Source organism: Pseudomonas sp. B21-012, assembly GCF_024749305.1.
In the GTDB taxonomy this organism is placed as follows: Bacteria; Pseudomonadota; Gammaproteobacteria; order Pseudomonadales; family Pseudomonadaceae; genus Aquipseudomonas.
Genome location: NZ_CP087197.1, coordinates 3,342,949 through 3,357,768, shown reverse-complemented (window position 1 = coordinate 3,357,768; position 14,820 = coordinate 3,342,949). Strand labels below are relative to the sequence as shown.

At 61.9% G+C, this 14,820-nt stretch carries 13 protein-coding genes; 9 read left to right on the top strand and 4 right to left on the bottom strand.

All coding sequences use genetic code 11. The features are described 5' to 3' along the window. The first annotated feature begins 204 nt into the window (after positions 1-204). Positions 205-1,494, top strand: a complete 1,290-nt coding sequence (locus LOY37_RS15265; RefSeq protein ID WP_258715152.1) for an OprD family porin — start codon at positions 205-207, stop codon at positions 1,492-1,494. Positions 1,495-1,566: 72 nt separating this feature from the next. After that, on the top strand, positions 1,567-2,316 hold the full coding sequence (cobF, locus tag LOY37_RS15260; RefSeq protein WP_258715151.1) for a precorrin-6A synthase (deacetylating): 750 nt from the start codon (positions 1,567-1,569) through the stop codon (positions 2,314-2,316). On the opposite strand, the gene LOY37_RS15255 is transcribed toward cobF, so the two are convergent. Both LOY37_RS15255 and LOY37_RS15250 read right to left on the bottom strand, forming a co-directional pair. Beyond that, positions 2,282-3,601, bottom strand: coding sequence for a glycosyltransferase (locus tag LOY37_RS15255; RefSeq protein ID WP_213604207.1), 1,320 nt, complete (start codon positions 3,599-3,601; stop codon positions 2,282-2,284). The two genes, cobF and LOY37_RS15255, sit on opposite strands and share 35 nt — an antisense overlap. A 64-nt stretch (positions 3,602-3,665) precedes the next feature. Next, positions 3,666-4,028, bottom strand: coding sequence for a response regulator (locus LOY37_RS15250; protein WP_258715150.1), 363 nt, complete (start codon positions 4,026-4,028; stop codon positions 3,666-3,668). Positions 4,029-4,324: 296 nt separating this feature from the next. On the opposite strand from LOY37_RS15250, the gene LOY37_RS15245 reads away from it, so the two are divergent. The 7 genes from LOY37_RS15245 (at position 4,325) to LOY37_RS15215 (ending at position 13,353) form a co-directional block, all read left to right on the top strand. Then, on the top strand, positions 4,325-7,816 hold the full coding sequence (locus LOY37_RS15245) for a response regulator (RefSeq protein ID WP_258715149.1): 3,492 nt from the start codon (positions 4,325-4,327) through the stop codon (positions 7,814-7,816). After that, positions 7,813-8,634 (top strand): protein-glutamate O-methyltransferase CheR, encoded by an 822-nt coding sequence (locus tag LOY37_RS15240; RefSeq protein ID WP_258715148.1) that lies wholly within the window; start codon positions 7,813-7,815, stop codon positions 8,632-8,634. Before LOY37_RS15245 ends, LOY37_RS15240 begins: the two co-directional genes overlap by 4 nt. Next, the gene (locus LOY37_RS15235; protein WP_258715147.1) at positions 8,631-9,206 is read left to right on the top strand and encodes a chemotaxis protein CheB; all 576 of its coding nucleotides are present in this window, start codon (positions 8,631-8,633) and stop codon (positions 9,204-9,206) included. The genes LOY37_RS15240 and LOY37_RS15235 overlap by 4 nt, the downstream gene beginning before the upstream one ends. Then, the gene (locus LOY37_RS15230) at positions 9,200-10,426 is read left to right on the top strand and encodes a hybrid sensor histidine kinase/response regulator (RefSeq protein WP_045198057.1); all 1,227 of its coding nucleotides are present in this window, start codon (positions 9,200-9,202) and stop codon (positions 10,424-10,426) included. Before LOY37_RS15235 ends, LOY37_RS15230 begins: the two co-directional genes overlap by 7 nt. A gap of 53 nt (positions 10,427-10,479) precedes the next feature. Next, positions 10,480-10,857, top strand: a complete 378-nt coding sequence (locus LOY37_RS15225) for a response regulator (RefSeq protein WP_093381910.1) — start codon at positions 10,480-10,482, stop codon at positions 10,855-10,857. Positions 10,858-10,964: 107 nt separating this feature from the next. Next, on the top strand, positions 10,965-12,734 hold the full coding sequence (locus LOY37_RS15220; protein WP_258715146.1) for a PAAR domain-containing protein: 1,770 nt from the start codon (positions 10,965-10,967) through the stop codon (positions 12,732-12,734). Continuing rightward, on the top strand, positions 12,727-13,353 hold the full coding sequence (locus LOY37_RS15215; protein ID WP_258715145.1) for a DUF2931 family protein: 627 nt from the start codon (positions 12,727-12,729) through the stop codon (positions 13,351-13,353). The genes LOY37_RS15220 and LOY37_RS15215 overlap by 8 nt, the downstream gene beginning before the upstream one ends. A gap of 1 nt (position 13,354) precedes the next feature. Here the strand turns inward: LOY37_RS15215 and LOY37_RS15210 are convergent, their stop codons facing one another. Next, entirely contained in the window at positions 13,355-13,948 is a 594-nt protein-coding gene (locus LOY37_RS15210) for a TetR/AcrR family transcriptional regulator (protein WP_045198063.1), read from the bottom strand. Positions 13,949-13,959: 11 nt separating this feature from the next. After that, positions 13,960-14,808: a 3-hydroxybutyryl-CoA dehydrogenase gene (locus LOY37_RS15205; protein WP_045198065.1), complete on the bottom strand. Its 849-nt coding sequence runs from the start codon at positions 14,806-14,808 to the stop codon at positions 13,960-13,962. Positions 14,809-14,820: the final 12 nt, after the last annotated feature.

Here is a 14,820-nt window from a genome sequence, read left to right as displayed (position 1 = left end):
GGAACTTTCTTAATTGCCACCAGACCTTGACCAGAGAACTAGTCAATATTCCGCCAGCGGCCTTAGACCATGGTCCAATGGCCCGCAATAGAGCGGTTGCGAGATCATGATCGGTCACCGTCGACTGCCATCGACGCTGGGAGCATTGTCGGCGCCGGGATCGGCGCCGGTTGTTTTTTGCCTTTCTTTCGGATTTCGCTTCTCATGTTTGCCCCATACCCTCTCGCGCCCGGGCGCAGCCTTGTCGGCCTGCTCGCGATGTTTGCTGCTGTCTCGACACAGGCCGCTGGTTTTCTTCAAGACAGCAGCGCCAAAGTCGAAGCACGCAACGTCTACTTCAATCGTGACTTTCGCGATGGTCATACCAGTTCCGACCAGGGCGCGTCGAAACGCGAAGAGTGGGCCCAGGGTTTTATTCTCAATGTGCAGTCTGGTTATACCGAAGGCACTGTAGGATTTGGTGTAGATGCCATCGGCATGCTCGGCTTCAAACTCGACTCCAGTCCGGCCGATAGCAACAGTGGTCTGTTGCCCTCCAGCGGACATGATCCGCGTGGTTCGGTGGACCAGTACGCGAAGATGGGCGTAGCCGGCAAGATGCGTTATTCGCAGACTGTGCTCAAGGTCGGTTCGATGATGCCGGACATGCCGCTGCTCAAGTACAACGACGGCCGCCTGTTGCCGACGATGTTCCAGGGCGCGATGCTGAGTTCCGAAGAATTCAAGGACCTGAAGTTCACCGTGGCGCGCCTGGACAAGTACACCGCGCGGGACTCGACCGACCGCGAGGACATTCGCGTTCACTGCAAGAACAAGCGCTACGCCTGTGGTACCACGGCCGATCATTTCGACATGGCCGGGATCGACTACAAGTTCAATGACCGCCTCAGTGCGCAATACCAGGTAGGCAAACTTGAAAACATCTACCGCCAGCACTTTTTCGGCCTGGTGGCCAGCCAGCCGCTGAGCGTCGGCAGCCTGTCGGCCGACCTGCGCCTGATAAAAAGCGATGACATTGGCCGTGCCCGCGCCGGTGACATCGATCACCGCGCCTTCAGCGGTATGCTCGGCTACAGCCTTGGTGGTCACAAGGTCAGCGCCGGCTGGCAGCGCATGTATGGCGAGAACGCCATGCCGTACCTGGATGGCAGCAACCCGTACCTGGTCAACTACGCCCAGGTCAACGACTTCGCGGCGGCCCAGGAGCGTTCCTGGCAACTGCGTTACGACTACGACTTCAAGGCCATGGGTGTACCGGGCCTGAGCTTCTTTACCCGCTACATCAACGGCGACCATGTCAAGGTTCCGGGCAGCCTGGCCGAGGGCAAGGAGTGGGAGCGCGACAGCGAACTCAAGTACCAGGTCCAGAGCGGTACCTTCAAGGATGTCAGCGTGCGCCTGCGTAACTCCACCTATCGCAGCAACTATGAGAAGTATGCCCGCGACATGGACGAAACCCGGGTGATCGTCAGCTACAACTTCTCTATTTTCTAAAGCGCAGTACGTTGCCATTGTGCTTCGGCCAGCCGACTATGAAGGCTGGCTGAATCATGGAAGCGACGCGCAATGAAACAACTGCTGTTGATTGGTATCGGGCCGGGCAATCCGCGCCAGATCACCCTGCAAGCCATCGACGGGCTGAACCGGGCCCAGGTGTTCTTCGTGCTCGACAAGGGCGCGGTCAAGGACGAATTGCTGCAACTGCGCAAGCACATTCTCGAGCGTTACATCGATAAGCCCGGCTATCGCCTGGTGCAGGTCGAAGACCCCCTGCGCGATGGCGCTGCCAGCGATTACGTTGGCGCCGTCGAGGACTGGCACCAGCAGCGTGCGGCGTTGTACGCCAACCTGATCGAAAACGAACTGGCTGACGGCGAATGCGGCGCTTTCCTGCTCTGGGGCGAGCCGACCCTGTACGACAGCACCCTGCGTATTCTCGACCTGGTCCAGGCCCGTGGCGTGGCCCTGTCGCTTGAGGTGATCCCCGGCATCAGCAGCGTCCAGGCCCTGGCCGCCGCTCACCGTATTCCCTTGAACCGTATCGGCGAGCCGCTGACCGTGCTGCCTGGCCGGCGCCTGGCTGAACAGCCGTGCATCGACAACCTGGTGGTGATGCTCGACGGCCAGTGCGCCTTTGCCGCGTTGGACGATCCGCAGTTGCATATCTACTGGGGCGCTTACCTGGGTAGCGCCGATCAGGTCCTGATCGCCGGGCCGCTACTGGAGGTCAAGGCGCAGATCCTCGCCGCCCGTGAACAGGCACGGGCGCGCAAGGGCTGGATCATGGACACTTATCTGCTGCGTCGGCCGCTGTAGCCAGGCGGTTCTTGGCCTCGATCCACTGCGACATGTACTGGGTACTTTTGTGCTGGTGGTGACGGAGCATGGCGCCGGTGAAGTTGAACAGCCGGTGCTGGTCGAGGTCGGCCAGGGCGTACTCGATACGCTCGACCAGGGCGCTGGCGTGCTGGCGCCGGTCGTAGCGTGCGCCGAGCAAGCGCAGCGCGTCCTGCTGGGCGCGGTTCCAGCGTGCTTCATCGCTGTACAGGGCGGCGGCGGCTTCGGCCAGGCCTTCGGCGGTTTCGGCGATTGCCCCGGGCCAGGGCAGGGCGCCGTGCATGGCTTCGGCGCCGATGGGGGTGGTGACGCTGGGGGTACCGCACTGCATGGCGTCGGTGAGCTTGCCCTTGATCCCGGCGCCAAAGCGCAGCGGCGCCAGGCAAATGCGCGCGTTGCTCATCACTTCAAGGGCGTCTTCGGCCCAGTTCATGATGTGAAAGCCCTCGGCGGGTTTGTGCAGCGCCGTGGCCTTGGGCGGGGTGTAGGCGCCGTAGATGTGCAGCTGCGCCTGGGGCAGGCGCCGGCGGATCATCGGCCACAGGCTGTTCTTCATCCACAGCACCGCGTCCCAGTTAGGCGCATGGCGAAAGTTGCCGATGCTGAGAAAATGCGCGCGCTCGGCAAATGGCTTGAACGGCTCGCTGGGGGCGTCGAGCATCAGCGGGCACCAGTGCAGCAAGTGCTCGGGCACGCCGAAGCCGTTGATCAGCAGGTCGATCTCGACATCGGAAATCATCAGGCTGAGGTCGCTGCGGTAAATGGCGGCGAGTTCGCGCAGGGTCAGGTCGGCGCTGGCCATCTGCCGATAGAGGTCGGGGCCGGAAGTGTTGAACAGCGCGCGAAAGTCATTCGGGTCCAGGCCTTCGATCAGGCGCCGGCGCAGCAGTTGCTGGCGGGCATCGCGCAGGCTTTGCAGGTCGGAGGTTTCCAGCACGCGCAAGGCGTTGGGGCAGTGTTTTTCGACGCGCCAGCCGAACTGCTCTTCCATCATGAAGCGGTCGAACAGCACCACGTCCGGGGCCAGTTCGCTGACAAACGCGTCGAAGCTGCTGTCGTTGAGGGCAATGGCCTGTTCGCCGATGCCCAGGCTCGCCAGGTCGGCCTTGTGCTCACCGATGGCTGCGGGGCTGCTGAAGGTGACGCGCCAATCGCGCTGCACGAAGCTTTCAAGGATCTGCATCATGTGCGAGCCGGCGGCCGAAGAGCGCGGCTCGGGCCACACGTAACCGATGACCAGGACGTTGAGGGCAGGGGCGGGCATGGGCATCGGGGACCTTGGCAAAAAGTGCGTATTAAAGCAGATTCCGTGCTGGCCGGTAGGTGCACTAAATGGCCTGGAGAATACCCTGCACCTTGTCACGCAACTGGTCGATGCTGAACGGCTTGGTTATCTGGTGCATGCCGAGCGGTATGTCAACGTCGCCATAGCCGCTGGCAAACAGCACCGGCAGCTCCGGCCGCAGTTCCCGGGCTTTGACGGCCAGGTCCTTGCCGTTCATGTCCGGCAGGCCGACATCGGTGAGCATCAAGGCCAGGGATTGTTGCGTGTCTTTCAAAACCTTCAGCGCCGCTTCTGCATCGGCAGCCTGCAGCACCTGATAGCCCAGCTCTACAAGCACCTCGACCGTCAACATGCGCACGATATCGTCATCTTCAACGACGAGCAGGGGCGGGGATGTCTGCGCCATGGCGGTATTCCTGTACAAAAGTCTGTTCATTATCTGTAAGCCGGGCACGCCCTGAAGTTCCCTCTGCGCTGAAAAAAGCCTCCCGAATGAACAGCATAGCGGTCATTGAAAAAGCAGGGAACGTTTGCGCGCGACACCTCTCAAATGCTGGCTAAATGCCCTGCCAGAATGGCCAAAGGCGTTTAGACTCGGAGTAGGAAGGGCTGGCAGAATGGCCGTTCCCGCGGAAAATAGAACGATTACTCGAAAATTCCGCCACACTCTTTCGTTTGCTTCCTTTGCTCGGGCGTCTTGAGATGATTCAACCAGCCTCAATCGATCAGCGCAGCTTTCGCAAGCTGCTGACCCGCAACATCGGCCTGCCCCTGGGGGTAGGGCTGCTCAGTGCGGTGGTGTTCGTGACGATCATCAGCTACCTGCTGTCGGCCATTCAATGGGTCGAGCACACCGACCGGGTGATCAACAACGCCAACGAGACGGTGAAACTGTCGATCGACATGGAAACCGGCATGCGCGGCTTCCTGATCACCGGCGAGGAGCGCTTTCTCGACCCCTATGAGGTGGCCAAGCCGCAGGTGATTGCCGGCATCAAGGGCCTGGAACAACTGGTGGCCGACAACCCGCAGCAGGTTGACCGCCTGCAGCGCCTACTGGGCCTGCAGGATGAGTGGAACACCTTCGCCGCAAACATGATCAGCCTGCGCCGCGACAACGGTAATTTCCGCGAGGCCGTCGGCTCCGGACGGGGCAAGCGCCTGACCGACGAGATCCGCAAGGAGTTCGACGCGTTCATTGCCATGGAGCATCAGCTGCGGGTGGCCCGCAACGACACGGTGAATACCACCACCATCGTGTCGATTTCGGCATACCTGGTGTTTGTCATCCTGCTCAGTGGCCTGCTGGCCTACCTGGGTCGCCGCGACCTGCTGGCGCTGTCGGGCAGCTACGCCAGCAGCCTTGAATCGCAGCAACGGGCCAATCAGCGCCTGGAACGCCAGGCCTGGCTGCGTACCGGGCAGACCGAGCTGGCCGGCCAGGTATTGGGGCAACTGACCCTGCCGATGCTCGGCAACAACATCCTGCGCTTTTTTGCCGGGTACCTGGGCAGTGCTGTCGGCGCCATGTACGCCCGTGACGAGCACGGCGGCCTGCGCCGGGTGGCCACTTACGGCATGTCGGCCGAGCAGGCCGGGCAAGAGCAGTTGGTCGGCAGCCACGAAGGCATTCTGGCCCAGGCGGTGATGCAGGAGCGCCTGTTGCGCCTGGACGAGTTGCCGGCTGACTACTTCAAGGTCAGCAGCGGCCTGGGCCAGGGCTTGCCGCGCAGCGTGCTGGTGATGCCGACCAGCAACGACGGGCAGATCAACGGCGTGGTCGAACTGGGCTTCTTGCGCAGCCTGGATGAACGCGACATCGAATTCCTCGAACTGGTGGCCGGCAACATGGGCACTTCGATCGAGAGCGCCCGCTACCGCCAGCGCCTGCAGGAAGTGCTGGCCGAAACCCAGCAGCTCAACGAAGAGCTGCAGGTGCAACAGGAAGAGCTGAAAACCGCCAACGAAGAGCTCGAAGAGCAATCGCGGGTGCTCAAGGAGTCCCAGGCGCACCTGGAAACCCAGCAGGCCGAGCTTGAGCAGACCAACGAGCAACTGGCCGAGCGCACCGAAGCCCTGGCCGAGCAGCGCGACGTGCTGGACCGCAAGAACGGCGAGCTGAACCAGGCTCAGGTCGAGCTGCAGGAGCGCGCCGAAGAGCTGCAGCGCTCGAGCAAGTACAAGTCCGAGTTCCTCGCCAACATGTCCCACGAGCTGCGCACGCCGCTCAACAGCTCGCTGATCCTGGCCAAGCTGCTGGCCGAGAACGGCGAAGAGAACCTCACCGGCGAGCAGGTCAAGTTTGCCGAGTCGATCTACTCGGCGGGCAACGACCTGCTCAACCTGATCAACGATATTCTCGACATTGCCAAGGTCGAGGCCGGCAAGCTTGAAGTGCGCCCGGAAACCACCCATGTGGCGCGCCTGAGCGAAGGCCTGCGCAACTTGTTCGAGCCGCTGGCCAGCGAGAAGCAGCTGAGCTTCACGGTGTCGGTCGAGCCGCAGGTGCCGGCGACCCTGTACACCGATCGCCAGCGCCTGGAGCAGATCCTCAAGAACCTGTTGTCCAACGCGGTGAAGTTCACCGAACGCGGCGAAGTCAGCCTCACTATCGGCTGGCAGCCCGGCGCCGGCATTGTCTTCTCGGTGCGCGACAGCGGCATCGGCATCGCCGCCGACCAGCAGCAGAGCATCTTCGAAGCCTTCCACCAGGCCGATGGCACCACCAATCGCCGGTATGGCGGCACCGGCCTGGGCCTGTCGATCTCGCGCGACCTGGCGCAGTTGCTGGGCGGGCAGATCAGTGTCGACAGTAGCCTGGGCCAGGGCAGTGTGTTCAGCCTGGTCTTGCCGGAACGCTACGAGCCGATTGTCGATCAGAGCCCGGTGCAGATCGTTCATCAGCCAGCGCGCCTGGTCAGCGCGCCGCTGCCCGCACCCGTTGCGCCTGCGCCGCTAGCACGCCCGGCGCCGAGCTTTGCCGACGACCGCGACAAGGCGCCGTTCAGCAACCGGCTGATCCTGGTGATCGAAGACGAGCCGAATTTCGCCCGTATCCTCTTCGACCTGGCCCACGAACTGGGCTACAGCTGCCTGGTGGCCCAGGCTGCCGACGAGGGCTTTGAACTGGCGGCGAGCTTCATTCCCGATGCGGTGCTGCTGGACATGCGCCTGCCGGACCATTCCGGTCTCACCGTGCTGCAGCGCCTGAAAGAACAGGCCAGCACCCGGCACATTCCGGTGCATGTGATCTCGGTCGAGGACCGGGTCGAGGCGGCGCTGCACATGGGCGCCATCGGCTACGCGGTCAAACCTGCCACCCGCGAAGAGCTCAAGCAGGTGTTCGCGCGCCTGGAAGCCAAGCTGACCCAGAAGCTCAAGCACATCCTGCTGGTCGAGGACGATGACCTGCAGCGCGAAAGCATTGCCCGCCTGATCGGCGACGAAGACATCGAGATCACCGCGGTGGGCATGGCCCAGCAGGCCCTGGACCTGCTGCGCGAGAATATCTACGACTGCATGATCATCGACCTCAAGCTGCCGGACATGCTCGGCAACGAGCTGCTCAAGCGCATGTCCGACGACGACATCCGCGCGTTCCCGCCGGTGATCGTCTACACCGGGCGCAACCTGACCCGCGAAGAAGAAGCCGACCTGCTCAAGTACTCGCGCTCGATCATCATCAAGGGCGCGCGCTCGCCTGAGCGCCTGCTTGATGAAGTGACGCTTTTTCTGCACAAAGTCGAATCCAAGCTGTCCCATGAAAGACAGCGCATGCTCAAGACCGCGCGCAGCCGCGACAAGGTCTTCGAGGGCCGCAAGCTGCTGCTGGTGGATGACGATGTGCGCAATATCTTTGCCCTGACCAGCGCTCTGGAACACAAGGGCGCGATTGTCGAGATCGGGCGCAATGGCCGCGAAGCCATCGAGCGCCTGGAGCAGCACGAGGACATCGACCTGGTGCTGATGGACGTGATGATGCCGGAGATGGACGGCTACGAAGCCACCCGCCTGATCCGCAAGGACCCGCGCTGGCGCAAACTGCCGATCATCGCCGTCACCGCCAAGGCGATGAAGGATGACCAGGAGCGTTGCCTGCAGGCCGGGGCCAATGACTACCTGGCCAAGCCCATCGACCTTGACCGGTTGTTCTCGCTGATCCGTGTCTGGCTGCCGCAACTGGAGCGAATTTGAGTATCGAACGCAACACCGACATTGAAATACGGCTGCTGATCGAGGCGATCTACCTCAAGTACAGCTATGACTTTCGCGATTACTCCGGCGCCTCGATCAAGCGCCGGATCCAGCACGCATTGCGCCAGTTCGACTGCAAGACCGTCTCGGCCCTGCAGGAGCGGGTGCTGCACGACCCGGGCATGTTCATGCAGTTGCTGCAGTTCCTGACCATCCCGGTCAGCGAGATGTTCCGCGACCCCGAGCACTTCCTTGCAGTGCGCCAGGAAGTGGTGCCGCTGCTGCGCACCTGGCCGTCGATCAAGATCTGGATCGCCGGTTGCAGCACCGGCGAGGAGGTCTATTCGATGGCCATCCTGCTGCGTGAAGAAGGCTTGCTGGAGCGCACCATCATCTATGCCACCGACATCAACCCCAGCTCCCTGGAGAAGGCCAAGCAGGGCATCTACAGCATGCACAACATGCGCCTGTACGCTGACAACTACCGCAAGGCCGGCGGGCGCGGTGAACTCAGCGACTACTACACCTCGGCCTATGGCAACGCCATCGTCGACAGCAGCCTGCGCGACAACGTGACCTTCGCCGACCACAGTCTGGCCACCGACAGCGTGTTCTCCGAAACCCAGTTGATCTCCTGCCGCAACGTGCTGATCTACTTCAACAAGACCCTGCAGGATCGCGCGTTTGGTCTGTTTCACGAGTCGTTGTGCCATCGCGGCTTCCTGGTGCTTGGCAGCAAGGAAACCCTGGACTTTTCGGCCTATGCCGACAAGTTCGAGGCGCTGGTCAAGCCCGAACGGATCTACCGCAAATCATGAGCGGCGTTCAGGCGATTACCCTGGGCGCTTCGGCGGGCGGCGTCAGTGCCTTGCTCACGGTGTTTCATGCCTTGCCGCCGGCGTTTCGCATTCCGCTGCTGTGCGTGCTGCACTTGCCGGATGACCGGCGCAGCCACCTGGCCGAGGTCCTTGCCCGCAGGCTCAAGCGCCCGGTGCGCGAAGCGCGCGACAAGGAAGACATCGCCCCCGGCACCATTTATGTGGCCGGGCCCGGTTATCACCTGTCGGTGGAGCGCGACCACAGCCTGTCGTTGAGCCAGGAAGAGCGCGTGCATTTTTCCCGGCCTTCAATCGATTTTCTTTTCGAGTCGGCCGCCGATGCCTACGGCGCGAGCCTGCTTGGCGTGCTGCTGACCGGTGCCAACGAGGACGGTGCCCGCGGCCTTGCCTGCATCAAGCGCCAAGGCGGCCGGACCATTGTCCAGGACCCGCTTGAAGCGCAAGTGTCGACCATGCCGCGTGCGGCGCTGGCCCTGCATCGGCCCGACTACATACTCCCTTTGAATGGCATCGGGCAACTGCTCGCCAGCCTGGAAGCCCCAGAATGCTAAGGCACATACAAGCAAAACTGCTGATCGTCGACGACCTGCCGGAGAACCTCCTGGCCCTGGAGGCGTTGATCAAAGGCGAAGACCGCGAGGTGCACCAGGCCCAGTCCGCCGACCAGGCCCTGGCGCTGCTGCTCGAGCACGAATTCGCCCTGGCCATTCTTGACGTGCAGATGCCCGGCATGAACGGCTTCGAGCTGGCCGAACTGATGCGCGGCACCGAGAAGACCAAGAACATCCCCATCGTCTTCGTCAGCGCCGCCGGGCGCGAAATGAACTATGCCTTCAAGGGTTATGAAAGCGGCGCGGTGGACTTCCTGCACAAGCCGCTGGACAGCCTGGCGGTGAAAAGCAAGGTGGCGGTGTTCGTCGACCTGTTCCGCCAGCGCAAGGCCCTCGGCCAGCAACTGGAAGCCCTGGAGCGCAGCCGCGAAGAGCAGGAACTGCTGTTGGCCCAGTTGCAGGTGACCCGCCGGGAGCTTGAGCACGCGGTGCGCATGCGCGATGACTTCATGTCGATCGTCTCCCATGAGGTGCGCACGCCGCTCAACGGCCTGATTCTGGAAACCCAGTTGCGCAAGCTGCACCTGGCCAAGGACAACGCCGATGCCTTTACCCTGGACAAGATGCGCGCCATGGTCGAGCGCGACGAGCGGCAGATCAACAGCCTGATCCGTTTGATCGAAGACATGCTCGACGTGTCGCGGATCCGCACCGGCAAGCTGTCGATCCGCCCAAGCCAGTTCGACCTCGGGCAACTGGTCGGCGGCTTGATCGAGAACTTCCAGGCCCAGGCCGCAGCTGCCGAGTCGCATATCGAGTTCAACGCCGGCGTGCCGCTGGCCGGCGTATGGGACGAGTTTCGCATCGAGCAGGTGGTCGCCAATCTGCTGACCAACGCCCTGCGCTATGGGGCGAAAAGCCCGGTGCAGGTGCGCACCTTCGAGGAAGGCGGCATGGCCTGCGTCGAAGTGCGCGACCACGGCATCGGCATCAGCGAGCACAACCAGCAGCGGATTTTCCAGCAGTTCGAGCGGGTTGCCTCCAGCCAGAGCAGCGCTGGCCTGGGCCTTGGCCTGTATATCTCCGAGCAGATTGTGCTGGCCCATGGCGGCAGCATCAGCGTGCACAGCATTGAGGGTGCGGGCGCGACCTTTACCGTGCGTCTGCCGCTGCCGCAATCGCTGCGGGAAAATGACCGGCACCAGGCAACCTCTGCCTGAGGTCGGGGTCGTATAGCCAAACAGCTGAATATTTTATCGAACAAGGCATTGGCATGAGTGAAGATGCGCAAGACGTAGTACTGGTGGTCGAAGATGAGCCAGTGATTCGCATGATTCTCGAGGACTACCTCAAGGGCGAGGGTTACCACGTGCTGGTGGCGGAGAACGGTGAGCAAGCTTTCAAGATTCTCGCGAGCAAGCCGCACCTGGACCTGATCGTCACCGATTTTCGTTTGCCGGGAGGAATCACCGGGGTGCAGATCGCCGAACCTGCGGTGAAGATGCGCCCGGACCTGAAGGTGATCTTCATCAGCGGTTACCCGGCAGAAATTCGCGAATCAGGCAGCCCGATCGCCTTCAAGGCGCCGATCCTGGCCAAGCCGTTCGACCTGAACAGCTTGCGCGAGCAGATTCAGGAGCAATTGCGCTAGGAGCCTGCTGACACTTCCCACGCCATCCAGCATGGATGGCTGATGTTCCCCGTCGAGTAAAAAAGCGTCCGATAGCACCCTTGTGAGTCGCCACAGGGAGTCGGCGCATGCGCTTTATCGTTCGCAAGGGAGACGCCACCAGCACCGGTGGTGAAGTACGCAATGGCTGCGCAAAGCACCCGCTTGGCGGTCGGCCCATCGCCCGCATGGGCGACCCGGTGTATTGCCCTCGCTGCCAGCGTACCGGCGAAATTGCCCAGGGCAACCCGGCCTACCGGGTAAGCGGCCAGGCGGTGGCCGGCGAAGGTCACCTGGTGCGTTGCGCCTGCCCTTATGGCAGCCACACGCTGATTGCCAGCCAGCGGCGCGCACGCATGGGCCTGACCACCACCGGGCGAACGCTACCGCCCGCTATTGCCCTCGAAGAAGAGGAGGAAGAGGTCGAGGCAGACAATGGCGTCACCCTGCGTATTGGCGTGTTCTTTGATGGCACCGGTAACAACCTGGCCAACAGCGCCACCGTCGCCCAGTGTTTTGCCCGCGATGTAGAGCTGGCAGACGAGGCCGAGGAAGTGCGTCGCCATTGCGCCAGGTATGGCTATGACGGCCAGGGGAGTGTGCCGGAAGACAGCTACGGCAATGACATGACCAATGTCGCGCGGTTGTATGAGTTGTATCAGGATCGGGTGTGGGGTGATGAACAGCAGGGCAGGCGCCGCGATGTGCTCAAGGTCTACATCGACGGTATTGGCACCACGGCAGGTCAACAGGACTCGGCGTTAAGTCAGGCCACCGGTCGTTATTCGGCAGGGGTCGTGGCGCGTGCTGAAGAGGCCCACCAGAAAGTACTGAATCAGATAAGTGCATGGCTTAGTGTCGTTCCACAGGCACGCATCATTCGTCTGGAGTTCGATCTCTTCGGCTTTAGCCGAGGCGCGGCCGCAGCGCGTCATTTTGCCAATGATCTGGCCAAGGGTGGCAACAGTCACCTGGCGAAAATCTGGCCCAGGCACATGGAGGTGTTTTGCGAACAGTTTGACTGGAACACCCGCCGAAGCCTTGGTATCAACTTCATTGGCTTGTTTGACTCCGTGGCGGCCATCGTGTCAGTACTTGAAGGGAATTTCAGCCCGGCGAATGCCCGTTACTCTGGTGTCAACATGCGACTCGCGCCGGGCATTGCGAAAAAGGTTGTACAGTTGGTGGCACAAGATGAGCGCCGCAAGAATTTCCCGCTGACACAAACCGATAACGACATTATCGTCCCCGGTGCCCACTCGGACGTGGGTGGCGGTTACTTGCCACGTATACGCGAGAAGGTACTGCTGACGCGCCCGCGTAGCAGTACCGAGCAGCGAGGCGTGCCCGATGAGCGAAGCCAGGCTTACCTGAAAGTTCAGGAGGATTATTTGCGCAACCGGCGGGTATGGGAGGGGTTGAATTTACAGGTCGACATCATCGTCTGGTCCATCGACCTTCCGTTTTCACCCAAGCGTGACCTCTCTGCACAGAAGCGGGTATATGCGTTCCTGCGCTGCGAGCGGGAGGTGCTGGCAGATCTTTCCCTTGTGTATCTACGTGTCATGCGCGAGCTGGCCATCCGTGAAGGGGCGCCGTTCAACGAGATTCGAGCGCAGAAGGCATGGCTGCTACCGGACGAGCTACGGGGGATAACACGCAAGTTGATGGCCTATGCCCTAGGTGAAACCAGCAGCCCTGAACTTGTCTGGGAGGAAGAGAAGTTACTTCGGACCAAGTACATTCACTTGTCGGCCCATTGGAATCCCGCAGGCTATCCCATCAGCGACAGTGCTGATGTGATGTTTATCCATCGGCCTAATGACAGCGGCGAACGTAGCGTATACCCCAATGAATAGAGGGCTTCGAACCGCGCTACTTTGTGTTTTTTTGATTTTGACCGGCTGTGCCAAGCGAGGTGTATCCAGCCTGCCGTATGACGCCTGGTACCTGGGTTTTGTAGCCCCCACCCATATGGCTGTCTGGATCGAGGCCGCCGACGTACTGGACATTCGCGATCGGGGGTTCTGGAGGGTCATGGGCGGCGGCGCCAGGATGGACTTTTCGCACAGGCCTGAGGACGGCTGGTCTGAACGTACCGGTGTTGGCTCGGGCAAATACATAAGCGGCAGTGATCTGCCCAAGATGATTCGTGTTCGATGGCAGTCGTTGGCTGAAATGAAAACCTATGACGTGGTCGTTGAGATACCGCAATCCGCTCGTAACACCATGTTGACAGCGCAAAGGGTCTATTGCCGATTGGACGGCAAAGTGGTTCCTCAGTACCGCACCTACCTTACCATCGGCCTGGCCCCAGGCGGCATCGCCCAGGCCTGGCTACGGGGTGTTTGTCTGGACCGCATCCAGGTCACCCGCGCGGTCGGTCGCAGCGTGCCATCGGAGGACGGCTACCTACCCCTGGAACCCGAATCCCAAGCCTACATCGACGCCCACGGTATCCCCTATGGCGCCTGGTAAGTCAGGCCATCGAGTTCAGGCTTTCACCGCGCAGGGTCCGCTCGATTCCGCCCAGCAGCATGCTTTCCATCAGCGCCAGGCCCTGGGCCTGGGGCAGTTGCGAGGCTTGCAGCCAGCCGGGCAGGCTGTTGAGCAGGTTGGCGATGACATGGGCGGTGGCTTGCAGTGCCTTGCCGTGCAGAGTTGCCTTGGGCGCCAGCAGGCGCAGCAGGGCGCTTTCATACTGTTGACGCAGTTGGCCGATGCGCGCTTGCTGCTCGACACTCAAACAGCACAGGTCACGCTCGGCCAGACGAAACTGCAGCGGCCGCTCGGCATGCAGGCTCCAGTGCGCGGCAATCACCTCGCCCAGGGTCTGCTGCTGGCTGCGCCGCCCCGGGTTAAGGGTGGCCAGCAGCTCCTCGAACAACTCCTCGATGAGGTCGAACAGCAAGTGCTGCTTGCTCGGGAAGTGGTGGTACAAGGAGCCTGCGGTCAGGCCCAGGTGGGCGGCCAGTTCGCGCATGCTGACCTGGCCGAAACCCTTCTCGGCGAACAGCTCCAGGGCCTTGTCCCGCCGCTCTTCAAAGTTCGCACAACGCAAAGCGGCGTCCATGGCAGGGCTCCCTAGTAGGTGAAAAAGCCGCGACCGCTTTTACGCCCCAGGTAGCCGGCGGCAACCATTTCCTTGAGCAGCGGGGCAGGGCGGTACTTGCTGTCGTTGTAGCCTTCGTGGAAGGCTTCGATGATCGCCAGCAGGGTGTCGAGGCCGATCAGGTCGGCCAGGGCCAGCGGGCCGATCGGCTGGTTGCAGCCAAGGCGCATGCCGGTGTCGATGTCTTCGGCGCTGGCCAGACCTTCCTGGAGCACGAAGATCGCCTCGTTGATCATCGGCACCAGGATGCGGTTGACCACAAAGCCCGGGCGATTGCCGGCGCTGATCGGGGTCTTGCCGACCTTTTCGGTCAGGGCCAGGGCCTTGGCGTAGGTGGCGTCACTGGTTTGCAGGCCGCGGATGATCTCGACCAAGGCCATCATCGGTACCGGGTTGAAGAAGTGCACGCCAACAAAGCGCTCCGGCTGGCTGACCGCCGCGCCCAACTGGGTGATCGACAGCGACGAGGTGTTGGTGGCGATCACGCACTGCTCGCTGACGCTGGCGGCGATCTGCTTGAGGATGCGCAGCTTGAGCTCGAGGTTCTCGGTGGCCGCCTCGATCACCAGTTCGGCCTGTTGCAGTTGCGCGTAGTCGGTGCTGGTGCGGATGCGTGCCACGGCGGCTTCGGCATCTTCTGCGGCCAGGGTCTGCTTGCTGACCTGGCGCTCGAGGTTCTTGCGCAGGGTGGCCAGGCCGCGCTCCAGGGCGGCGTCGGAAACGTCGATCAAGGTGACCTGGTAACCGGCAACCGCACAGACCTGGGCAATGCCATTGCCCATGGTGCCGGCGCCGATTACTGCAATGTTCTGAATACTCACTTTTAAATCCTT